The organism is [Mannheimia] succiniciproducens MBEL55E, from assembly GCF_000007745.1.
Lineage (GTDB): Bacteria > Pseudomonadota > Gammaproteobacteria > Enterobacterales > Pasteurellaceae > Basfia > Basfia succiniciproducens.
Genome location: NC_006300.1, coordinates 557,944 through 579,384 on the forward strand (window position 1 = coordinate 557,944; position 21,441 = coordinate 579,384).

Below are 21,441 nucleotides of genomic sequence, written 5' to 3' on the forward strand. Positions count from 1 at the left end.
ATCCTTGTCATATTTTGTAGGGGCGGATTTTATATCCGCCCTAAAATTAAGGTCTCAACGGGCGGGTATAAACCCCGCCCCTACGGTTAATTTAGAGATACATTACGAATATCGACGAATTTGCCGAATACCGCCGCTGCCGCCGCCATTGCCGGACTGACTAAGTGAGTACGTCCGTTACGCCCCTGGCGGCCTTCGAAATTGCGGTTTGAAGTAGACGCGCAACGTTCCCATTCGCCCAAACGGTCGTCGTTCATGCCTAAGCACATGGAACAACCCGGATTACGCCATTCGGCGCCCGCTGCCAGAAAGATTTTATCCAATCCTTCTTTTTCCGCTTGTTCTTTCACTAAACCCGAACCCGGAACTACTAATACGCGTTTCACGTTATCCGCTTTTTTACGGCCTTTCATAACTGCCGCAGCCGCCCGTAAATCTTCAATGCGGGAGTTGGTACAGGAACCGATAAAGACTTGATCCACCGGCACGTTTTTCAAATCGGTATTAGGTTCTAAACCGATATAAGCCAGGGCTTTTTCCGCCGATGCTTTGGTCACGGGATCCGTCATTTCCGCCGGATTAGGTACTAATTGGTCAATGCCGATCACTTGACCCGGGTTCGTCCCCCAAGTAACTTGCGGAGCGATATCTTTGGCTTCCAGAACCACAACCGTATCGAATTGTGCGTCTTCATCGGATTTTAACGTTTTCCAATAAGCGACGGCATCGTCCCAATCTTTGCCTTTCGGGGCATGCGGACGACCTTTTAAGTACTCAAAGGTGGTTTCGTCCGGTGCAACCAAGCCCGCTTTCGCACCGAATTCAATGGCCATGTTACATACGGTCATTCGTCCTTCCATAGAAAGATCACGAATGGCTTCGCCGCAAAATTCCACTACATGACCGGTACCGCCCGCCATGGTGGTTTTGCCGATAATGGCAAGTACGATATCTTTTGCGGTAATACCCGGATTGACTTTGCCGCGTACTTCAACTTTCATGCTTTTGGCACGAGCCTGTTTCAGGGTTTGGGTCGCTAATACGTGTTCCACTTCGGAAGTACCGATGCCGAAGGCAAGAGCGCCGAAGGCGCCGTGGGTTGCAGTGTGCGAGTCACCGCAGACAATGGTCATCCCCGGCAAAGTTAAGCCTTGCTCAGGCCCCATGACATGCACGATACCTTGTTCTTTGGTATTCATATCGAATAATGAAATCCCGGTGGCTTTACAGTTTTTATCTAATTCCAACACCTGAATTTTTGCCTGACCTTCAAGTTTGTTCACATCACGGACTTGGGTTGAAATACTGTGATCCATGGTACCGAAGGTTTTGCTTACCTGGCGCACTTGGCGACCGGCTACGCGCAGACCGTCAAATGCCTGCGGTGAGGTTACTTCGTGAATCAAATGCCGGTTAATATAAAGAATCGGCGTTTCGCCTTCCGCTTCATAAACAACATGGGCGTCGAATAATTTTTGGTAGAGTGTTTTTGCCATTTTAATATCTCGTTAGATCGTAAATTCGTTGTGGGGAAATCGCAATTCCCCAAATTATCGAAGTGCGGTAAAATTTTGCTGATTTTTTGTTAGGCAACAATTTCAATTTGATTGCCTTCTCCATCTAAGACACAGCTTTCATAATAACCATCACCGGTTTTTCGCGGTTCACTGATGACTTGGTAACCATCGGTTCGTAACCGCTCAGTAAGTTCTCTTACTTTCTCTTCGCCACCAACTTGCATTGATAAATGGATAAGTCCTGTTCTGAATATATTTTTATCTAACTCAATAATCTCAGGTCTTGTCATTATTTCCAAGCGAGCGCCACCGGAGAATGTAAGAAAATAAGTCATTAAATTTGTGCGCGGATTATGATATTTTTCATTTGGTTGAGCATTAAAGTATTTCATAAAAAATGCTTTTGCTTTTTCAAGATCCTGTACATATATTGCAACATGTTCTAATTTCATAATGAATCCTTATGATTAACTTAAATTGCATTTGCAATCAGCGTACCCATTTCAGCGGTTGAAACCGGTGTCGAATTATCCGCTAAATCGCCGGTACGATGGCCGTCAGCCAAAACTTTTTGTACGGCGTTTTCAATTGCAGTTGCCGCTTCATTTAAGTTAAAGCTGTAACGCAACATCATGGCGGCGGAAAGAATTTGTGCAATCGGATTTGCAATACCTTTGCCGGCGATATCCGGTGCGCTGCCGCCTGCGGGTTCGTATAAACCGAATCCCTCTTCGTTCAGACTGGCAGACGGCAACATTCCCATTGAGCCGGTAATCATCGCCGCTTCATCGGAAATAATATCGCCGAAGATGTTGGAACAAAGCAACACGTCAAAACTTTCGGGCGCTTTGATAAGTTGCATGGTGGCGTTATCAATATACATATTTTCCACCTGAACTTCCGGATATTCTTTAGCGATTTCCGCCACGGTTTCGCGCCATAAAATAGAACTTTGCAATACGTTCGCTTTATCCACGGAAGTCACCTGTTTACGGCGTTTCATCGCGGCGTCGAATGCGGCGCGGGCAATGCGCTCGATTTCATATTTGTAATATACTTCGGTATCAAATGCGCGGGTATCGGAACCTTCGCCGTCACGGCCTTTCGGCTGACCGAAATAAATGCCGCCGGTTAACTCGCGGACCACCACCATATCAAAGCCTTTTGCCGCAATATCCGCACGTAACGGGCAGAATTTTTCCAAGCCTTTATAAAGGGTGGCTGGACGCAGATTACAGAATAATTTGAAATGTTTACGCAACGGCAATAACGCGCCTCGTTCCGGCTGTTGATCCGGCGGAAGATGGGTCCATTTCGGGCCGCCTACGGAACCGAATAAAATCGCATCGGCATTGTCACAACCTTGTAAGGTTTCCGCCGGTAAAGGTTCCCCTTTCGCATCGATTGCCGCACCGCCCACAAGGTATTGAGTGAAATTCAATTTAAAACCGAATTTTGCCTGGACTTTATCTAACACTTTAATGGCTTCCGCCATTACCTCAGGGCCAATACCGTCACCCGGAAGTACCGCTACGTTGTATGTTGACATATTGTTTTTTCCTATTTATTTCTAAAATAATTAAAATTCCGATCGCACTTCGCAATCTTTTTTAAACGGTATGAATATGTTTAAGATCTTTTTTCAAATCCGCCACTTTCTGCGAACGGTAAATAGCATTGATGGCGTGAACCAACGCCAGTGCGGAAGATTCCACGATATCCGTCGCCAAACCCACACCGTGGAATTTACGTCCCTGATATTCTACCACAATATCCACTTGACCAAGCGCTTCGGCGCCTTCGCCTTTAGCGGTTAAATTATAATGAGACATTTTCAAATCCATGCCCACAATTTGCATAATGGCGTTATATACCGCATCCACCGGGCCGTTACCGCCGTTGGAGGTTTTATTAATGCGTTTGCCGTCCAGTTCCACCTGAACAAATGCGGAGGCCGGCAAGGTACTGATGGTTTGCGAAGTAATGACATCCAATTTCAAACGATCTTCATCACCCTGCTGCATATCGATAAAAGCAAGCGCTTCCAAATCGTAATCGAATACCTGGCCTTTTTTATCGGCAAGTTTCAAGAAGGCTTCGTACAATTTATCCAAATCGTAATCCTGCTCGGTGTAGCCCATGTCCGCCATATGGCCTTTCACCGCCGCACGGCCTGAACGGGCGGTTAAGTTTAATTTCTCTTTCTTCAAGCCGATGGTTTCCGGCGACATAATTTCGTAGGTGTTTTTGTTTTTCAACATACCGTCCTGGTGAATACCTGACGAATGTGAGAAAGCGTTTTCCCCGACAATAGCTTTGTTCGGCTGAATCGGCATATTGCAAATCTGGCTCACCATTTGGCTGACACGGTGGATTTCCTGAGTATTAATCCGGGTATCCACGCCAAATAAATCCTGACGGGTTTTAATGCTCATCACCACTTCCTCAAGAGCGGTATTGCCCGCCCGCTCACCAATGCCGTTAATGGTACATTCAATTTGGCGCGCGCCGTTTAATACTGCGGTCAATGAGTTGGCGGTTGCCATCCCCAAGTCGTTATGGCAATGAACGGAAACAACGGCTTTGTCGATATTCGGTACGCGATTCATAACCTGATGAATAATATTGCCGTATTCCGTCGGCAGACAGAAACCCACGGTATCCGGAATATTCACCGTAGTTGCACCGGCATTAATTGCCGCTTCCACCACCCGGCAGATATTATCGATACCGGTACGACCCGCATCCTCACAAGAAAACTCCACATCATCGGTATATCGGCGGGCGCGTTTTACCGCGGCGACGGCCATTTCCACCACGTCATCAAAAGAGCGTTTTAATTTGGCTTCCACATGCAAAGCAGAAGTCGCGATAAAGGTGTGAATACGAAAACGTTCCGCCACTTTCAAGGCTTCCGCCGCCGCATCAATATCTTTATTTACCGCTCGCGAAAGCCCGCAAACCACACTGTTTTTTACATGGACGGCAATGGTTTGCACCGATTCGAAATCGCCGGCGGAAGAAACGGGAAAGCCCACTTCCATCACATCTACGCCTAAACGCTCTAAAGCCAGCGCAATCTGTAATTTTTCTTTTACGGTTAAACTTGCTTTTAATGCCTGTTCGCCATCACGCAAGGTGGTGTCGAAAATAATAACGCGATTGTTTGCCATTGTTCTTATCCTTTTGTTATGCACATTCAAAGTGCGGTGGATTTTTTGAGAATTTTAAATATGAAAAAACCCGCCATTTTGAAGTGCGGGTTTTAATTTATGGAATCTTTACATTTGCCGTTTTTTATCCACAACCGATTAGCCGCACACAGAATGTGAGAGGAGTAATAAGTTGAGAGATAAAGATGATATTGAAAACATAAAGATAAAATCCTTTAATTCGACCTATTTTAGTTTTATCGAAAATGATGTAGCGTTAATGCGAAAACGTTTTCATCTTACAGTATAAAAATTTTCTGTCAAACAATTTATTGGTGATTTATTTCTTTTAAATAGGAGTATTTAGAATTTATACAGATGTATATTCTGTAAAATCAAATATATTTGAAGTTTAATTCTAATTATTTTATTCAGTCTGTTTTTTTATGCCAGCTTTTTTGTGAAAGCTTACTGATAATTTTTTTAGTCTGATTTTGGGTTTTTTAATCTTTATTTAAAGTGAGCGGTTTTGACTTGCTCTTAATAAAGAAATTTATTTGAAAATGGGGTGATCTTTAACCCTTGAGCTAAATCAATAAAGGATATAATCCACCTCTAAAGAGGTATGAAGTTATTTGCGCCAATAACTACGTCATCACCAAAGGTTATGATAGAATCAATGGCAATTTTGCCACTTAACTTAGATAACTAGTATGCAATCAGTAAATCAATTAAAAATTGACCGTCTTGCTTGTCAGCGAGGCGATAAAATTCTGTTTACGGATCTGTCGTTTAATTTGCAGTCCGGCGACTTTGTTCAGATTGAAGGGCATAACGGTATCGGCAAAACCAGTTTATTGCGGATTTTAGCGGGGCTTGCTCAGCCGTTGTCCGGAAAAGTGCGGTGGAATTCTGAAGAGATTTCTAAATGCCGCGAAGAATATTATTATGATTTGCTTTATTTAGGACATCATGCGGGGATTAAACCGGAATTAACTGCATGGGAAAATCTGAAATTTTATCAGCAGGCGGGTCATTGCCGACAAGGTGATGAAATTTTGTGGAATGTACTTGAAAAGGTGGGGTTGTTAGGCAGAGAAGATATTGTCGCAAGCCAGCTTTCGGCGGGGCAACAAAAGCGTATTGCACTGGCGAGATTGTGGATTTCGCAAGCGCCTTTATGGATTTTAGACGAGCCTTTTAATGCTATTGATAAAAATGGCGTAAAGGTGTTGACCGGGCTTTTTGAACAACAGGCGGAAAAGGGCGGTATCGTTATTTTAACCAGCCATCAGGAAGTACCGAGTTCAGCGTTAACCGTACTTAATTTAGCGCAATATAAATTTACGGATAATGAATAAGTTTCAGTTGAGGCAGTTGGTGAGTTAATGATTTTTTTTGAAATTATCAAACGGGAATTACGTATTGCAATGCGAAAACAGGCGGAGATTTTAAATCCTCTCTGGTTCTTTTTGATTGTAATTACTTTATTTCCATTGGTTATAGGGCCGGATCCGGTTTTGTTATCCAAAATCGCACCGGGTATTGCCTGGGTTGCCGCTTTGTTATCCGCTTTATTATCCTTTGAACGGTTATTTCGTGATGATTTTATCGACGGCTCGTTAGAACAATTAATGCTGACCGCACAACCGCTTGCGTTAACCGCGCTGGCAAAAGTGATTGCCCATTGGATATTAACAGGATTACCGTTAATTTTATTATCACCCGTCGCCGCTTTGTTACTGTCGTTAGATGTGCGTATTTGGTGGGCGTTAGTTTTGACTTTATTAATAGGCACACCGATTTTAAGTTGTATAGGAGCAATTGGTGTTGCGCTGACCGTGGGATTACGTAAAGGCGGCGTATTACTTAGTTTGTTAGTAGTGCCGTTATTTATTCCGGTCCTGATTTTTTCCGCCTCGGTTCTTGATGCGGCAACCTTAAATTTATCTTACGCAGGGCCTTTGGCAATTTTAGGTGCGATTCTTGCCGCTTCGGCAACCTTGGCGCCTTTTGCTATTGCCGCTGCATTGCGAATCAGTTTAGATCAATAAAAAAGGAACAAAACATGTGGAAGTGGTTACATCCTTATGCCAAACCGGAAACTCAGTATAAATTATGCGGTAAATTTATTCCGTTTTTTGCGGTTATTGCGCTTTTATTATTATCCGTTGCCTGTATATGGGGGTTGGCGTTTGCACCCGCAGACTATCAACAGGGCAATAGTTTCCGTATTATGTATGTCCACGTGCCTTCGGCAATCTGGTCTATGGGCGTTTACGGTTCTATGGCGGTTGCTGCGCTTATCGGGCTGGTCTGGCAGATTAAGCAAGCGCATCTCTCGGTTATTGCGATGGCGCCTATCGGTGCGGCGCTGAACTTTTTAGCTTTAGTAACCGGCGCCGTTTGGGGCAAGCCTATGTGGGGCGCCTGGTGGGTTTGGGACGCCAGATTGACTGCATCATTAATTTTATTCTTTTTATATTTAGGCGTAATGGCGTTGTATTCGGCGTTTCAGGATCGTAATACCGGCATGAAAGCGGCGGCAATTCTGTGTGTTGTAGGCGTTATTAATTTACCTGTTATTCATTTTTCGGTGGAATGGTGGAATACCCTGCACCAAGGCGCAAGTATCACTAAATTTGAAAAACCTTCTATCGCCACACCAATGTTAATTCCATTGATTTTAAGTATTTTCGGCTTTATGGCATTGAGCATTTGGTTGACTTTAGTACGTTATCGTGTGGAGCTTCTGAAAGAAGATCGTAAACGTCCTTGGGTGAAAGCGTTAATTAAATAACTATAAATGTTCAAAAGTGCGGTAGATTTTTTGTAAATTTTAGGAGAGAGAGATGTTTTTCGAATCTTGGAGTGATTTTTTTTATATGGGAGGCTATGGCTTTTATGTCTGGCTTTCTTATGGTATTACCTTTATTACCTTGCTGATTCTTGCAATTCAGAGTTATCGGGGTAAAAAAATAGTGTTCCGTGAAATTCAACGGGAACAACAGCGGGAACAACGTTTACAGGCAACGAAATCAAGAGGGACGCTATGAATCCAAGACGTAAATCAAGATTAACCATTATTCTTTTTGTATTGCTGGGTGTGACTATCGCTTCTTCTTTGGTTTTGTATGCGCTTCGTCAGAATATTGATCTGTTTTATACGCCGTCAGAGGTTATCAGCGGTAAAAATGACGATCCGGATACCATTCCGGAAGTGGGGCAGCGTATCCGGGTCGGCGGTATGGTGGTTGAGGGGACCGTTAAACGGGACCCTAATAGCCTTAAAGTCAGCTTTAATGTGAATGATATCGGACCTGAAATTACCGTTGAATACGAAGGTATTCTGCCGGATTTATTCCGCGAAGGACAAGGCATTGTCGCTCAAGGCGTATTAAAAGAACCGAAGCTTTTAGAGGCAACGGAAGTGTTGGCAAAACATGATGAAAATTATGTGCCGCCGGATTTAAGTGAAAAAATGGAGCAAGTCCATAAACCTATGGGTATATCCAATCAAGATATGCAAGGTGAAAGCGATCGTGATCGTCTGGATAAGGCGGTTAATTCTGTGGAAGAAGGTAAAAAATGATTGCGGAATTAGGTAATTTTGCGTTAGCCCTCGGCTTAGCTATTTCTGTTTTATTAGCGGTTTTTCCGTTATGGGGAGCCGAAAAAGGGAATAAACAATTGATGTCATTGGCACGCCCAATGACTTATGGGTTATTTATTTGTTTAACTTTTGCATTCGGCGCTTTGTTTTATGCCTTTGCGGTCAATGATTTTTCTATTCAGTATGTCGTAAATAACTCTAATAGCCGCTTGCCGTTGCAATATCGGTTATCCGCAGTGTGGGGGGCTCACGAGGGTTCGTTATTACTATGGATTTGGTTGTTATCGGTCTGGAGTGTCGCTGTTTCATTATTTAGCCGACAACTGCCACAAGAAGCGGTAGCGCGGGTTCTTGGCATTATGGGGTTAGTGACTATTGGGTTTTTAATCTTTATTTTGTTCACGTCTAACCCTTTTGCGCGTACATTCCCTAATTTGCCGATTGACGGTAAAGAGCTTAATCCAATGTTGCAGGATGTAGGTTTGATTTTTCATCCGCCGCTGCTTTACATGGGTTATGTAGGATTCTCCGTCGCGTTTGCTTTTTCAATCGCCTCATTAATGACAGGAAAATTAGACACCGCATGGGCGCGTTGGTCTCGTCCCTGGACAATGGCGGCTTGGGTGTTTTTAACCGTAGGTATCGTACTTGGTTCCTGGTGGGCTTATTACGAACTTGGCTGGGGCGGCTGGTGGTTCTGGGATCCGGTAGAAAATTCATCCTTAATGCCTTGGCTTGCCGGCACCGCGTTATTGCATTCTTTAGCAGTGACCGAGAAACGGGGAGCGTTCAAAGCCTGGACGGTACTGCTTGCCATTCTTGCCTTTTCGCTTTGCTTATTAGGTACTTTTTTAGTGCGTTCGGGCGTGTTGGTTTCTGTACATGCTTTTGCTTCCGATCCTACGCGCGGTTTATATATTTTGGCCTATTTGATTGTTGTGATTGGCGGTTCATTAACTCTGTATGCTTACAAAGGGGGGCAAATTCGTTCCCGTGATAATGCCGAGCGCTATTCGCGCGAGTCTATGTTGCTGTTAAATAATATTTTATTAATGGCGGCATTGGTTGTAGTGCTGTTGGGTACATTATTGCCGTTAGTTCATAAGCAGTTGGGATTAGGTTCGATTTCCATCGGTGCACCGTTTTTTAATCAAATGTTTTTGGTTTTAATGACGCCGTTCGCTTTGTTATTAGGCATCGGGCCTTTAGTTAAATGGCGTCGGGATAAATTTTCCGCTATCCGTAAGCCGGTTATTATCAGTTTGTTTTTGATGATTATTCTAGGTTTTGCGTTGCCTTACTTTATCGGCAATAAATTATCCCTAAGTGCGGTACTTGGTACGATGATGGTGGTGATTATTACTCTGCTAAGCTTGTATGAACTGAAACAACGCGCCGCCCATCGGGACAACTTCTTAATAGGCATTACTAAATTATCACGTTCTCATTGGGGAATGTTTTTAGCTCATTTAGGCGTTGCCATGACTGTTTGGGGCGTGACTTTCAGCCAAAACTTTAGTGTTGAGCGTGACGTAAGAATGTCAGTCGGCGATTCCGTGAACATTGCCGGTTATGAATATAAATTCCAAGGCATACGGGATGCAAACGGACCGAACTATTTAGGCGGCACGGCACAAGTGGATATTTTAAAAGAGGGTAAACTTGAAGGTTCTTTATTTGCCGAAAAACGGTTCTATACGGTAAGCCGCATGACAATGACGGAAGCCGCCATCGATTGGGGATTTACCCGTGATCTGTATGTGGCGTTAGGCGAGCAGTTAGAGGATAAATCCTGGGCAATGCGTCTATATTACAAACCTTTTATCCGTTGGATTTGGTTTGGCGGCGTCTTTATGGCTCTAGGGGGGGTACTCTGTATGTTCGATCGTCGTTACCGTTTTTCTAAAATTTTAAATAAATAGTTATCGGATAGGAATCAAGTTCCTATCGTTACATTATAGGTACAATAATGAATAAAAAACTTTATCTTCCTTTACTTATCTTTTTGATTTTAGTGGGGGCTTTTTTCATCCAATTGCGGCAAAATGCTTCCGGTGGTGATCCTAAATTATTGGAATCCGCTTTGGTTGGTAAGCCCGTACCGGAAAAAGTAATGCAAGGGTTATTCGATAACAAAGACTATACTTCCGAGGTGTTCAAACAGGGCAAGCCTATTTTATTGAATGTGTGGGCGACCTGGTGTCCCACTTGTTATGCGGAACATCAATATTTAAATGAGCTGGCTAAACAAGGCATTACCATTATCGGTGTGGATTATAAAGACGATTCGGCTAAAGCCGTTAAATGGCTGAAAGACCTTGATAATCCTTATCAGTTGGTATTAAAAGATGAAAAAGGTTCATTAGCTTTGGACCTTGGCGTTTATGGCGCGCCGGAAACCTTCATTATTGACGGGAAAGGCGTGATTCATTATCGTTTAGCCGGCGATGTAAACGAGAAAGTGTGGAAAAACACGCTATTACCGATTTATAACCAATTGTTTGAGGACGGGAAATAATGAAAAAATTGACCGCACTTTTGATTATGCTTGTTGCCGTTGTTGCATCACCTTGTTTTGCGGCGATTGACGCTTTTAATTTCAGTTCCGCCCAGCAGGAAAACGATTATCACGCGTTAACCAACGAATTGCGTTGCCCGCAATGCCAGAATAATAACATCGCGGATTCGAATGCGACTATCGCTATCGATATGCGGGCGAAAGTTTTTGAATTATTGCAGGAAGGCAAGAGCAAGCAAGACGTGGTGAACTACATGGTGGAGCGTTACGGACATTTTGTTACCTATAATCCGCCGATTACCGTTGCAACCATTCTGTTATGGATATTGCCGGCATTATTAATTTGTTTTGGCTTAGCATTTGTTTTTCGTCAAAAAGGCAAAACTTTAATAAAAAATTCTTCTCAGGATATTTCAACAGAGAATTCAACGGTTGAAAACTTATCGGACGAACAGCAAAAACGCTTAAAGGCGTTATTGAAAAACAAGGAATAAACAATGACTTTTTGGATAAGCGCGCTCGTTTTTACCCTAATTATGACATTCATTTGTTTTTATCCGCTTTTGCGCGGGCAAACCGATAGAGAGCAAGAAACCAACCGGGATTCATTAAATAAAGCTTTCTATTTTGATCGTCTGAAAGAAATTGAAGAGGATGAAAAACAAGGATTACTGGATAATGCGGCACAACTTAAAACCGAGTTGCAACAGTCTCTATTGGAAGATATACCTGAAGGCGTAACGGAAAAAACGGATAAAAAAGCTTACAGTAAATTATGGTTTGTTTCGGCATTTCTTTTCTTGGGTATTATTGCCGGGGTGAGCTATTTTAAAGTGGGCGGTTGGCAATCTCAGGAAATGATGGCGAAAAGCTATGAAAAATTACCCTACTTCTATGAACGTTTGAAAGAAGAAGATACAAAACCTTTAGATGATACGGAATTACAGCAATTTGCCACCGCACTTCGTATTAAGTTGCAAAAAGAGCCTAACGATGCCGACGGTTGGTGGTTGCTCGGTCAGCTTGGTACGGCTATGGGGAACGGTGAGCTGGCCCACAACGGTTATAGTAAAGCGGCGGAACTAAAGCCTGATAATACGGACTATAAATTAGCTTATGCCCGCACCTTAATGTTCTCTGATGATAAAGCCGATAGAGCCAAAGGAAACGAACTATTAAAAGAGGTAATTCGCAGCGATCATTCAAATTTACAGGCGCTGAGTTTGTTAGCGTTCAATTATTTCGAAGAGGAAGATTATAAAATGGCGGCGGTTACTTGGGCGATGATGTTGCGATTACTGCCGGAAGATGATCCTAAACGAGATCTCATCGAAAAAAGCATTCGTTCCGCTCGAGATGCACTGGCTGAGCAGGAACAAGAAAAGCATAAACGGATGATTCCTCAAAACAAATAATTCAATCTGAATTTTGCCTTTTCAGTTTATCAATTTGCAAAGTTAGCTGATCCGATTATAATCTAAAGAGGCAGCTAACTTTTTTATTTAATAAGAGTAATTTAATTTGATTTCGTTGTTTACCGGATTTCATCATATTGCGATTATTGTATCCGATTATGAGAAATCAAAATATTTTTATACCCAAATTCTTGGGGCTGAAGTAATTGAGGAAACATATCGCGCTTCTCGCCATAGTTATAAATTAGATCTTAAATTTGCTGACGGAAGTCAAATAGAGTTGTTTTCTTTTCCTTCTTCCCCCAGTCGTTTAACCATGCCGGAAGCGTGCGGATTACGTCATTTAGCATTTAAAGTTAAGGATATTGAAGAAGCCGTACAATATTTAAAAACTCAACAAATTGAATGTGAAGATATTCGAATCGATGAATTAACCGGGAAAAAATTTACTTTTTTTAAGGATCCTGATAATTTGCCATTGGAATTATATGAATTTAATTCATTCAAAGGAGGGTGAAATGAATATAACTAAATTTCCTGTGATATTGACATTGGCCGTTTTCTCAGCAGGAATAGCATTATCACCGGCTTATGCGCGCGGAAAGAATATTTTCACTGAAAATACCGAACGGGCGGAAAAAACATACATGAGCTATGGAAAAAGCCAGCAATTAGATCCAAATAATTCTAAAGATGTAAATGAATTGGCCAACAGCGTTGAATTCGAAGTTTATGAAATCAGTGAGAACCATAGTTCTCATACCATATTTGAATCGAATGCCGGGATTTGTCGCGGTTATCAATCCAGTAACGGGGTAGAACTTACGGATTCCACCACTTATTATGTGGATGATGCGTCTGATGATTATTATGCCAGCATAACAGGCGCTACCATTTACGCCCATGCTTCGCCAAAAAACGTTCAGTATGCGCCGATTTTTAATATTCATGATCCGAAGATATTAAAAGAAATCCATCAAGACGAAGAAAAATACGGTAAGGATTTGGCAACAAAGAATGTGAACGCAAGAGAGAACATATTGTCTAAGGGCATATGCCGATAAAGGCTCTTTAGGGAGAAGATAATGAAAAAAACGATTATTGCTGCTTTTGTTGTGTCAGCCGGGGTGATTGCTTGTTCATCACCCGTTGAAAATCGCCCGCAAGCGCCTTTAGATATGCAGACCGTGCGGCATTATCAAAATAAAGTATATGGCGGTAATACGGTGCCGGCGGCTCAACGAGTAAAAGAGCAACCTGTGGTAGATACGCCGATGAATGTCAGCGATACAAGAAGACAAGATCGGCTAGACACAAGACAGACAGTCAGACCGGGTAATGTGGTAATTGTGCCGAGCATCGGTTACGGTTATCATCATCACCGTTATCGCTGGTAAAAATCTTAAAAAAATAACCGCACTTTGATCCTAACGAATCGAAGTGCGGTTTATTTTCGTCAAATTTTAGGGCAGTTTTGAAAGTACGCAATAACCTTGCTCGATACCTTCAATTCGATATTGCGTATCGGCGCAGATAAATGCAGATTCTCCTTGTTTGAGAAAAAGTGCGGTATTTTTTTGCGAAATTTTTAATGTACCTTGCATCACAAAAATAATTGTGGCGTTCTCCGCCTTGCTTTCAACCTTTATGCCCGCATCATAGCGCACATTTTCCAGCGCAAAATCTTTTGCCGGCGTACTGTAAATGAAGGCGCCGTTTTCCTGCGGAGCCGGGGGAATAATTTCAGGCACCACTTCGCGGCAGTCAATCACTTCTAAAAGCGCCGGAATATCCACGTGTTTCGGTGTTAATCCTCCGCGGATAACGTTATCCGAACAAGCCATTAACTCAATGTTTTGCCCGCGCAAATAGGCATGGGGAATCCCCGCATCCTGATAAATGCCTTCGCCCGTTTTAGTATGAACAATGTTGAAAAGATAGAAGCAGATTAATCCGGAATCCAGTTTTTCAGGGGAGATTTCCATGGCTTCCATAGCGTAAAGTACCCAATAATCCGGATTTTCCAAGGAAAGCTCGCCTTTTTCATAAGCGATTTTATTCGATTCAATAATCGGTAACAGCCAATTTGCCAGTTCTGTTTGACTTGCCTGCATAATATCCGCATAGAAACCGTGCATATCCTGAGTTTCCAGCTTGCTTAAAAGTGCGGTCAGAGTTGGGCGGTTTTTTAAGGTTTCAATGATTTTTTCTTTGGTTTTAAAACCGTGCAATAACCAGAAATCGGAAAGGGCAATCATCATTTCCGGTTTGTGATTGTTATCCTTGTAGGTACGTTTTGCATCCTTTAAATCAATACCTTTTGAATTTTCTTCGGCAAAACCGATTTCCGCCTGTTTTTTGGTCGGGTGCAATTGAATGGAAAGCGGTTTTTTAACATCTAAAATTTTCAGCAAATAAGGCAGTTCATCGCCAAACAGGGCGCGGCTTTGGCTGCCTAAAACTTCGGGATGCTGCCGGATAAAATCAATCAACGAAAGCTGTTTTTCTTCCACTTCAATTGTTGAAGGTGAGGAGCTATGGGCGCCCAGCCACCATTCCGCATAATATTGATTAGGCTCTTTTTTGATGTGAAGCAATTCCGGAAGGTAATCATGACCGCCCCACACATAATGTTGCAGGCTGCCCGTTAGTTTATAAATGCCAGTCATTATTTGTTTTCCTGTTTATGTTCTTTATATCCGCCAAAAAAAGTGACGACTTTTTCTTTGTCCCGTTCATCGGCGATCGGTAGTAATAAACGTTTGCCGTTGGTGAGATCCACTACGAAAATATTTCCTTCGGCTAAATTAAGCTGACGGATTTTATCATATTCGATAAATAAATTGCTGTAGAAAAACCCTTTCTCTTTCAAAATCAGCATAGGCGAGCGGATAAATGCGGTGTAAACGGCGAGCACCACGGCGGTTGCCAATAAGAAGATAGTGAAGGAATCTATATTGAGTAAAGATTCTTTTGATTGATAAGCAAATAAGCAGGCGATGAGTATCACAAAAATAACGGCATCAATTTTTGCCTGTTTTTTTAACCGCACTTTGAGTTTTGTTTCGCCTTTACGTTTATCCATACCGAACTGATCATAGAAAGCGTAGGCAAAAAACAGGATAATGCAGATGAGAAGAATTGTATTCGTCATAAGTTTTATTTCGTAAAAATTAAAAAGGCACGTCCACCGGAATGAACGTGCCGATTATAACAGCTTTTGACTAGGCTAAAATACCCGTCCACGCGCCAAAGATACCGATCACGAAGAAACCGACGATAATCCAAAGCGCATTCACCCGGTTACGCAATAGCCACATACAGGCAAAGGTAAAGAGCAACGGTAATAAACCCGGCATTAAACTATCAAGGATGCTTTGCACCGTTGTAATTTCTGTTGTACCGTCTTGTTTTTGAATGGTAGAAACCACAAGCGGAACATTAATGCTGGTCCATTTCTGTACCAGGGCACCCATGATAAATAAACCGAGAATAGATGCGCCTTCAGTTAATTTTTGCAGCAAACCGCCGCTCATATCCTGTACTACGTCCAAGCCTTTTTTGTAGCCGTAGGTTACGCCGTAGTAACGGGTTGCCAAACGAACAAGGTTAAACAATACGAAGAAAAGTAACGGACCTAAAATGCTGCCGCTTAATGCAAGACCCGCACCAAGCGCCGCAAATACCGGACGTGCCGTACCCCAGTAAATTGGGTCGCCCACACCGGCTAACGGCCCCATTAGACCGACTTTGATACCATTGATTGCCGCATCGTCGATCGGTTTGCCGTTTGCGCGCTCTTCTTCCATCGCAATGGTTACGCCTAAAACCGGCGCGGCAACGAACGGTTGAGTGTTAAAGAATTCAAGGTGGCGTTTAATGGCGTCTTTACGTTCTTGTGAATTCGGATCCGGATATAAGCGTTTGATTACCGGTGAAATTGAGTACATAAACCCAAGTGCCTGCATACGTTCGAAGTTCCATGAACCTTGGAAAAGGTTAGAACGAAGAACAACAGAATTTAAATCGCTTTTTGTTACTTTTTTGATTTCAGTTGTCATTTTGTTTTCCCCATTAATCTAATCTGTTATCAAGGTCATTGTTTGAAGCCGCCGCTACCACAACTTGTTGGCTTTTGTTGTATTTAGGATGAATTTGGATATAAATAACAGCCATAATCGTACCTAATACGCCAAGAGCAACTAAGTTGAAATCGGTGAATGCCGCAATAACAAAACCTGCATAGAAGAATGGCATTAAGTGACCTGCGCGCATCATATTGATAACCATCGCATAACCGACTACCGCAATAAAACCACCGGCGATTTTAAGACCAGTGGTTACAACCGGCGGAATCGCATTTAACATAGTTTGAACCACATCCGTACCGGCGGTTAAGGCAACGATTAAAGCCGGAATTGCAATACGCATTGCCTGTAACATTAGCGCGCCGAAGTGAATCCAGTCCAGACGGGCAAGATTACCGTCTTCAACGGATTTATCCGCCGCGTGTTGGAAACCGACGGTAATTGCACGAACCACATAAGTTAATACCTGACCTGCAGCCGCAAGCGGAATTGCAACCGCAATACCTGTCGAAATATCCTGACCGCCCACAATAACCAAGATTGTTGAAATTACGGAAGCAAGCGCCGCATCCGGTGCAAGCGCCGCACCGATATTCATCCAGCCTAAGGCTAATAGTTCAAGAGAACCGCCTACGATGATACCTGTTGTCATATCGCCAAGTACAAGACCGATTAAGGTACAGGCAATTAACGGACGATGAGTTTGGAACTCATCAAGAATCGAACCTGCACCGCAAACGCAGGATACAAGGAATACAAGAATGACTTGTAAAGTTGAAATTTCCATTTGTTTTTCCTTAGATTAAGTTATTTTTCTTTAATAAATCCATCATGTACTGACGCGCATCGTTTGAAACTTTACGAACATCAAGTTCAATACCTTTTGCATCAAGGATTTTGAATGCATCAATATCCTGACTGTCTACCGCTACGGCACTGGTAATCATTTGTTTACCGTCTTTATATGCCATGCCGCCGATATTGATTGATTTAAATTCCACACCCGCCTGCATGAGTTTTACCACATCGGTCGGGTTAGTGAATAACAACATCATACGCTCGCCCGCATATTCAGGATTGTTATAAACACGGATCATTTTATCTACATTCACCACATGAGCGGTCACACCCGGAGGCGCGACGCTTTTCAACATGGTTGAACGCACTGAATCTTTCGCCACATCATCGTTTACTACCACGATACGGGTTACCCGGCTTTCTTTGGTCCAACGGGTCGCTACCTGACCATGGATTAAACGGTCGTCAATACGCGCCAAACCGATTTCTAAGTGACCTTCTTTATTGGTTACTACATTTGGTTGTGCAGTCGGTGCGGCGGCCGGTACCGGCTGTGCTTGTTCCACCGGCGCTTCTTCAGGTTCTTCGTAACGTAACGCTCGCACGCCGGTACGACCGGTTTCTAAGGCAATTGCCACAAGTTCCTGCAAACTCGGATTATCATCGCGCGCCATAAAGGTTTCCACCAACATAGGTACGTTGACACCGGTTACAATATCCATGTTTTCGTTGCCCTCAGCTACGCGGTTTGCCGCGTTAAACGGGCTACCGCCCCAGGTATCCACTAAGAACAACACCTGATCACAATGTGATAATGTTGTTGCCAGTTTCTCTTGGTATTTGCCCATAATTGTTTCAGCATTTTCACCGGGAACAAAATCAATAGTAGCAACATTTTCCTGCTCGCCAATGAGCATTTCGGTGGTTTTGAGCAATTGCTCTGCCGCCACGCCATGTGTTGCTATGATGATAGCAATAGTCATTTAGACTCCTTAACATTTTTGTCAAATTAATAGTGGGCGCAATTTTATACCTATTTAGTTTAACTGAACACGTTTCAGCTAAGATATTTTCTGATTATTTGAAGCAGATCACATTTTTGATAATTATACTAAGAATAGTATCAGAACTTTGTTTAAAAAGTATCTGCTCAGGGAGGAGAAGGGGGCGTAGAAATTATGATAAGGTGTACCTTGTGAATACAAATCGGGTCTGTTCACCAGTGATAAACAGACCCGATATTGAAACTTATGCTTTTTTCAGGAACTCCGATTTCAGCGAGAAAGGTTGACCGTCTATTTTGCAATCCACATCATGATCGCCGTCAACTAAACGAATATTTTTCGCTTTCGTTCCTTTTTTTAATACGATAGAAGAACCTTTTACTTTCAGGTCTTTAACTAAAATTACATCGTCACCGTCTTGTAAAACATTGCCGTTGCTATCTTTCCAAACTTTTGTTTCTTCCTCTTCGGCAACGTCTTCACCCGACCATTCATAACTACAATCGGGGCACACAAAATTTACGCTATCGTGATATACATATTCGCCATTACATTTCGGACATTTAGGCATTTGATCCATTCATTTTTCCTTCTAAGTTAATTGGGCGACAAAGTATAACAAAAAATCAATAAATTACCAAAGTGCGGTCGAATTTCCGTGATTTTCGCCCGATAAACGAAATTTCCGGATTTTTGACCGCACTTTTCGATTTTTATGAGGGATAAGGGTTAAGCGGCGATTTTTGTACAACCTAAAGTGCCGTCATCCACCGCTTCTTTCGGCGTACCGATGGCTTCACGGATTTTAACGCCGTCTTTAAACATTACCATACCGCCGTGTTCCATTTTCGCCCAGATTTCATCTTTGGTTAACGGAAAGGTAGTGATAATGGTGACTTTGTCCGTATCTTTTGCATAATTACTGAAATCGATTATCCCGTCGTCGTCAATGCGCTGCGCTACGCCAAAAGGCGCCTGGCGGGTGAGATAATGCAAATTGGTCGAACAGTGGGCGATCATCCATTGCCCGTTTGAAAGAATAAAGTTAAAGGTACCGTGTTGGGCAAGTTCCGCCGCCAATTCTTTAATGGTATCGAAAATTTCGTTTTCCGTCGGTTTACGGCAAAAACGCTCTTTTAATTTTGCCGCAATATAGCAAAATGCCGCTTCGGAATCCGTATCGCCGATAGGCGTACAATAGCAGCTGGATAAATCCGGTAGTGCATTCAAATTGCCGTTGTGGGCAAAAACCCAGTTTTCACCCCATATTTCACGGATAAAAGGATGAGTATTTTCAATATTGACAACACCCTGCGTCGCTTTGCGGATATGGGCGATAACATTTAACGATTTTATATGATATTGTTTTACGCAATCGGCAATGGGCGAAACCGCGCCCGGTTGATCATCACGAAACACCCGCACGCCTTTGCCTTCGAAAAATGCGATACCAAAACCATCGGAATGGCTGTCTGTCATGCCTGCACGACGACGAAATCCTTCGAAAGAAAATACGATATCCGTCGGAGTATTACAGTTCATAGCTAACATTTGACACATGATATTCCGCCTTACAACTAAAAATAGAAACCTTAGGGTCTGTTTATAAAAGATAAACAGAGCTTAATAATAGTGCAGATTTAACACCATTAGCTAAAACAATTCAACAGGAGAACGACAATATTTTTATATCGAAACGTTACATAAAATAAATGACGGATATTAAAAGAGATTTATTACGGATTTCAGGCAAAAAACAAGTTTATTTCAGCCTCTGTAGATAAAGAAAAAGTGCGGTGAAAATTTTCAAAATTTCTACCGCACTTTTGAGTCGATTAAGGTTTACAGCTTACGCCAAGTAGTACCTTTTGCCCCGTCTTCCAACACAACGCCCATAGCTGTTAATTCGTTGCGGGCGGCGTCGGCGGCCGCCCAGTCTTTCGCCGCGCGGGCCTCATTACGCCGTTTGATTAAAGCTTCGATTTTACTGACTTCGGCATCCGCCGCATCGCCTTGTAAAAAGGTTTCCGGAGCTTGCTCCAATAAACCTAATACGCCGGCAAGTTGTTTTAAGCGGCTGGCAAGTTGATTGGCTTTTGTTTGATCTTCAGTTTTTAACTTATTGATTTCCCGTGCCAATTCAAACAATACGGCTAAAGCGCCCGGGGTGTTGAAATCGTCATCCATTGCGGTTTTGAAATCAATCACATATTGGTCTTCTGCCGGAATTTCTACCGTTTCGCAACCTCGAAGGGCGGTATATAAACGCTCCAGGGCTTTACGCGCCAGGCCGATATTTTCTTCGCTGTAATCCAGCAAGCTGCGGTATTGCGCGGTTAAAAAGAAATAACGCACGCTTTCCGCATCATATTTAGTCAAAATATCGCGAATGGTGAAGAAATTATTAAGGGATTTGGACATTTTTTCTTCGTTAATCGTGAGCATACCGGTATGCAGCCAGTAGTTCACATATTCGCCGTCATGAGCGCAGCAGGATTGGGCTATTTCGTTTTCGTGGTGCGGGAACATTAAATCCGAACCGCCGCCGTGAATATCGAAATGATTACCAAGTTCCTTGTCGTTCATCGCGGAACATTCGATATGCCAGCCCGGGCGGCCTTTTCCCCAAGGGGAATCCCAGCTCGGTTCATTCGGTTTCGACATTTTCCAGAGTACGAAATCCATCGGATTTTTCTTCACGGATTTAATTTCAACCCGGGCGCCAGCCTGAAGCTGTTCAAGATTCTGGCGGGAAAGCGCGCCGTATTTTTGGAAAGATTCCACATCGAACATCACATCGCCGTCTTCCGCCACATAAGCGTGTCCGCGCCGAATCAAAGTTTCGACCATAGCGATAATTTCAGGAATATGCTTGGTGGCGCGCGGTTCTACGTCTGGTCGTAAAATATTTAACGCATCAAAATCCTTATGCATTTCCGCGATCATACGCTCGACCAACTGATCGCAGGTTTCATTATTTTCCAACGCACGTTTAATTATTTTGTCATCCACATCGGTGATGTTACGAACATAACGCAAATCATAACCAAGATAACGAAGGTAACGAGTAATTACATCAAAGGAAACAAAGGTGCGGCCGTGGCCGAAATGGCACAAGTCATAAACGGTGACGCCACACACATACATACCCACTTTATTCGGGTTTATGGGTTTAAATTCTTCTTTTTCGCGGGTTAAAGTATTAAAAATTTTTAACATTGAAGGTTCCAATATTTGAGTTTTTATTAATCGGCGGGGATCCCTGCCCGACAAATTTTGCTATTTCCCACCGCACTTTATAGCACTAAACGGCTTTTTATGGAATAATGCGCAACC

24 protein-coding genes are annotated in these 21,441 nt (G+C 42.9%); 12 read left to right on the forward strand and 12 right to left on the reverse strand.

Annotated features, from left to right (window positions below; all coding sequences use genetic code 11):
• Positions 1-86 precede the first annotated feature (86 nt).
• The 4 genes from leuC to leuA form a co-directional block, all read right to left on the reverse strand.
• A complete protein-coding gene (leuC, locus tag MS_RS02770) occupies positions 87-1,496 on the reverse strand; it encodes a 3-isopropylmalate dehydratase large subunit (RefSeq protein WP_011199775.1) in 1,410 nt (469 codons plus the stop codon).
• Positions 1,497-1,585: 89 nt separating this feature from the next.
• Entirely contained in the window at positions 1,586-1,969 is a 384-nt protein-coding gene (locus tag MS_RS02775) for a VOC family protein (RefSeq protein ID WP_011199776.1), read from the reverse strand.
• Positions 1,970-1,989: 20 nt separating this feature from the next.
• Positions 1,990-3,066: a 3-isopropylmalate dehydrogenase gene (leuB, locus tag MS_RS02780; RefSeq protein WP_011199777.1), complete on the reverse strand. Its 1,077-nt coding sequence runs from the start codon at positions 3,064-3,066 to the stop codon at positions 1,990-1,992.
• Between the two features lie 61 nt (positions 3,067-3,127).
• Positions 3,128-4,690 (reverse strand): 2-isopropylmalate synthase, encoded by a 1,563-nt coding sequence (gene leuA / locus MS_RS02785; RefSeq protein ID WP_041639573.1) that lies wholly within the window; start codon positions 4,688-4,690, stop codon positions 3,128-3,130.
• Between the two features lie 692 nt (positions 4,691-5,382).
• On the opposite strand from leuA, the gene ccmA reads away from it, so the two are divergent.
• The 12 genes from ccmA (at position 5,383) to MS_RS02845 (ending at position 13,612) form a co-directional block, all read left to right on the forward strand.
• Complete coding sequence (gene ccmA / locus MS_RS02790) at positions 5,383-6,030, forward strand: cytochrome c biogenesis heme-transporting ATPase CcmA (protein ID WP_011199780.1); 648 nt, start codon at positions 5,383-5,385, stop codon at positions 6,028-6,030.
• Between the two features lie 27 nt (positions 6,031-6,057).
• A complete protein-coding gene (gene ccmB / locus MS_RS02795; protein ID WP_011199781.1) occupies positions 6,058-6,723 on the forward strand; it encodes a heme exporter protein CcmB in 666 nt (221 codons plus the stop codon).
• 14 nt (positions 6,724-6,737) lie between these two features.
• Entirely contained in the window at positions 6,738-7,469 is a 732-nt protein-coding gene (locus tag MS_RS02800; RefSeq protein ID WP_011199782.1) for a heme ABC transporter permease, read from the forward strand.
• Positions 7,470-7,521: 52 nt separating this feature from the next.
• Positions 7,522-7,725: a heme exporter protein CcmD gene (gene ccmD, locus MS_RS02805; RefSeq protein ID WP_011199783.1), complete on the forward strand. Its 204-nt coding sequence runs from the start codon at positions 7,522-7,524 to the stop codon at positions 7,723-7,725.
• Positions 7,722-8,261, forward strand: coding sequence for a cytochrome c maturation protein CcmE (gene ccmE, locus MS_RS02810; protein ID WP_011199784.1), 540 nt, complete (start codon positions 7,722-7,724; stop codon positions 8,259-8,261). The genes ccmD and ccmE overlap by 4 nt, the downstream gene beginning before the upstream one ends.
• The gene (locus MS_RS02815; RefSeq protein ID WP_011199785.1) at positions 8,258-10,204 is read left to right on the forward strand and encodes a heme lyase CcmF/NrfE family subunit; all 1,947 of its coding nucleotides are present in this window, start codon (positions 8,258-8,260) and stop codon (positions 10,202-10,204) included. Before ccmE ends, MS_RS02815 begins: the two co-directional genes overlap by 4 nt.
• A 47-nt stretch (positions 10,205-10,251) precedes the next feature.
• Complete coding sequence (locus tag MS_RS02820; protein WP_011199786.1) at positions 10,252-10,800, forward strand: DsbE family thiol:disulfide interchange protein; 549 nt, start codon at positions 10,252-10,254, stop codon at positions 10,798-10,800.
• Complete coding sequence (locus tag MS_RS02825) at positions 10,800-11,294, forward strand: cytochrome c-type biogenesis protein (protein WP_011199787.1); 495 nt, start codon at positions 10,800-10,802, stop codon at positions 11,292-11,294. The genes MS_RS02820 and MS_RS02825 overlap by 1 nt, the downstream gene beginning before the upstream one ends.
• 3 nt (positions 11,295-11,297) lie before the next feature.
• Complete coding sequence (gene ccmI, locus MS_RS02830; protein WP_011199788.1) at positions 11,298-12,215, forward strand: c-type cytochrome biogenesis protein CcmI; 918 nt, start codon at positions 11,298-11,300, stop codon at positions 12,213-12,215.
• A gap of 106 nt (positions 12,216-12,321) precedes the next feature.
• Positions 12,322-12,732: an SMU1112c/YaeR family gloxylase I-like metalloprotein gene (locus tag MS_RS02835; protein WP_011199789.1), complete on the forward strand. Its 411-nt coding sequence runs from the start codon at positions 12,322-12,324 to the stop codon at positions 12,730-12,732.
• Between the two features lies 1 nt (position 12,733).
• Entirely contained in the window at positions 12,734-13,279 is a 546-nt protein-coding gene (locus MS_RS02840) for a hypothetical protein (RefSeq protein WP_102030667.1), read from the forward strand.
• A gap of 21 nt (positions 13,280-13,300) precedes the next feature.
• A complete protein-coding gene (locus tag MS_RS02845) occupies positions 13,301-13,612 on the forward strand; it encodes a hypothetical protein (protein WP_011199792.1) in 312 nt (103 codons plus the stop codon).
• Between the two features lie 66 nt (positions 13,613-13,678).
• Here the strand turns inward: MS_RS02845 and manA are convergent, their stop codons facing one another.
• From manA to cysS, 8 genes are all read right to left on the reverse strand, one after another.
• Positions 13,679-14,884, reverse strand: coding sequence for a mannose-6-phosphate isomerase, class I (gene manA / locus MS_RS02850; protein ID WP_011199793.1), 1,206 nt, complete (start codon positions 14,882-14,884; stop codon positions 13,679-13,681).
• On the reverse strand, positions 14,884-15,369 hold the full coding sequence (locus MS_RS02855) for a DUF986 family protein (RefSeq protein WP_011199794.1): 486 nt from the start codon (positions 15,367-15,369) through the stop codon (positions 14,884-14,886). Before MS_RS02855 ends, manA begins: the two co-directional genes overlap by 1 nt.
• 70 nt (positions 15,370-15,439) lie before the next feature.
• Positions 15,440-16,276 (reverse strand): PTS mannose transporter subunit IID, encoded by an 837-nt coding sequence (locus MS_RS02860; protein WP_011199795.1) that lies wholly within the window; start codon positions 16,274-16,276, stop codon positions 15,440-15,442.
• 13 nt (positions 16,277-16,289) lie between these two features.
• On the reverse strand, positions 16,290-17,090 hold the full coding sequence (locus MS_RS02865; RefSeq protein WP_011199796.1) for a PTS mannose/fructose/sorbose transporter subunit IIC: 801 nt from the start codon (positions 17,088-17,090) through the stop codon (positions 16,290-16,292).
• Positions 17,091-17,100: 10 nt separating this feature from the next.
• Positions 17,101-18,084: a PTS mannose transporter subunit IIAB gene (gene manX / locus MS_RS02870; protein WP_011199797.1), complete on the reverse strand. Its 984-nt coding sequence runs from the start codon at positions 18,082-18,084 to the stop codon at positions 17,101-17,103.
• A gap of 265 nt (positions 18,085-18,349) precedes the next feature.
• The gene (locus tag MS_RS02875; RefSeq protein ID WP_011199798.1) at positions 18,350-18,685 is read right to left on the reverse strand and encodes a zinc ribbon domain-containing protein YjdM; all 336 of its coding nucleotides are present in this window, start codon (positions 18,683-18,685) and stop codon (positions 18,350-18,352) included.
• Positions 18,686-18,834: 149 nt separating this feature from the next.
• On the reverse strand, positions 18,835-19,665 hold the full coding sequence (locus tag MS_RS02880) for a class II glutamine amidotransferase (protein WP_011199800.1): 831 nt from the start codon (positions 19,663-19,665) through the stop codon (positions 18,835-18,837).
• 282 nt (positions 19,666-19,947) lie between these two features.
• A complete protein-coding gene (gene cysS, locus MS_RS02885) occupies positions 19,948-21,324 on the reverse strand; it encodes a cysteine--tRNA ligase (protein WP_041639575.1) in 1,377 nt (458 codons plus the stop codon).
• Between the last annotated feature and the right edge of the window lie 117 nt (positions 21,325-21,441).

What these genes read in the sequence shown, in the direction of transcription:
- MS_RS02845 (WP_011199792.1), top strand. Translation starts at nt 13,301, where the DNA reads ATGAAAAAAACGATTATTGCTGCTTTTGTTGTGTCAGCCGGGGTGATT.
- MS_RS02775 (WP_011199776.1), bottom strand. Translation starts at nt 1,969, where the DNA reads ATGAAATTAGAACATGTTGCAATATATGTACAGGATCTTGAAAAAGCA.
- ccmE (WP_011199784.1), top strand. Translation starts at nt 7,722, where the DNA reads ATGAATCCAAGACGTAAATCAAGATTAACCATTATTCTTTTTGTATTG.
- MS_RS02800 (WP_011199782.1), top strand. Translation starts at nt 6,738, where the DNA reads ATGTGGAAGTGGTTACATCCTTATGCCAAACCGGAAACTCAGTATAAA.
- ccmD (WP_011199783.1), top strand. Translation starts at nt 7,522, where the DNA reads ATGTTTTTCGAATCTTGGAGTGATTTTTTTTATATGGGAGGCTATGGC.
- MS_RS02815 (WP_011199785.1), top strand. Translation starts at nt 8,258, where the DNA reads ATGATTGCGGAATTAGGTAATTTTGCGTTAGCCCTCGGCTTAGCTATT.
- MS_RS02820 (WP_011199786.1), top strand. Translation starts at nt 10,252, where the DNA reads ATGAATAAAAAACTTTATCTTCCTTTACTTATCTTTTTGATTTTAGTG.
- manA (WP_011199793.1), bottom strand. Translation starts at nt 14,884, where the DNA reads ATGACTGGCATTTATAAACTAACGGGCAGCCTGCAACATTATGTGTGG.
- MS_RS02875 (WP_011199798.1), bottom strand. Translation starts at nt 18,685, where the DNA reads ATGGATCAAATGCCTAAATGTCCGAAATGTAATGGCGAATATGTATAT.
- MS_RS02865 (WP_011199796.1), bottom strand. Translation starts at nt 17,090, where the DNA reads ATGGAAATTTCAACTTTACAAGTCATTCTTGTATTCCTTGTATCCTGC.
- MS_RS02880 (WP_011199800.1), bottom strand. Translation starts at nt 19,665, where the DNA reads ATGTGTCAAATGTTAGCTATGAACTGTAATACTCCGACGGATATCGTA.
- manX (WP_011199797.1), bottom strand. Translation starts at nt 18,084, where the DNA reads ATGACTATTGCTATCATCATAGCAACACATGGCGTGGCGGCAGAGCAA.
- MS_RS02825 (WP_011199787.1), top strand. Translation starts at nt 10,800, where the DNA reads ATGAAAAAATTGACCGCACTTTTGATTATGCTTGTTGCCGTTGTTGCA.
- ccmA (WP_011199780.1), top strand. Translation starts at nt 5,383, where the DNA reads ATGCAATCAGTAAATCAATTAAAAATTGACCGTCTTGCTTGTCAGCGA.
- ccmB (WP_011199781.1), top strand. Translation starts at nt 6,058, where the DNA reads ATGATTTTTTTTGAAATTATCAAACGGGAATTACGTATTGCAATGCGA.
- ccmI (WP_011199788.1), top strand. Translation starts at nt 11,298, where the DNA reads ATGACTTTTTGGATAAGCGCGCTCGTTTTTACCCTAATTATGACATTC.
- MS_RS02860 (WP_011199795.1), bottom strand. Translation starts at nt 16,276, where the DNA reads ATGACAACTGAAATCAAAAAAGTAACAAAAAGCGATTTAAATTCTGTT.
- MS_RS02840 (WP_102030667.1), top strand. Translation starts at nt 12,734, where the DNA reads ATGAATATAACTAAATTTCCTGTGATATTGACATTGGCCGTTTTCTCA.
- leuB (WP_011199777.1), bottom strand. Translation starts at nt 3,066, where the DNA reads ATGTCAACATACAACGTAGCGGTACTTCCGGGTGACGGTATTGGCCCT.
- leuA (WP_041639573.1), bottom strand. Translation starts at nt 4,690, where the DNA reads ATGGCAAACAATCGCGTTATTATTTTCGACACCACCTTGCGTGATGGC.
- MS_RS02855 (WP_011199794.1), bottom strand. Translation starts at nt 15,369, where the DNA reads ATGACGAATACAATTCTTCTCATCTGCATTATCCTGTTTTTTGCCTAC.
- cysS (WP_041639575.1), bottom strand. Translation starts at nt 21,324, where the DNA reads ATGTTAAAAATTTTTAATACTTTAACCCGCGAAAAAGAAGAATTTAAA.
- leuC (WP_011199775.1), bottom strand. Translation starts at nt 1,496, where the DNA reads ATGGCAAAAACACTCTACCAAAAATTATTCGACGCCCATGTTGTTTAT.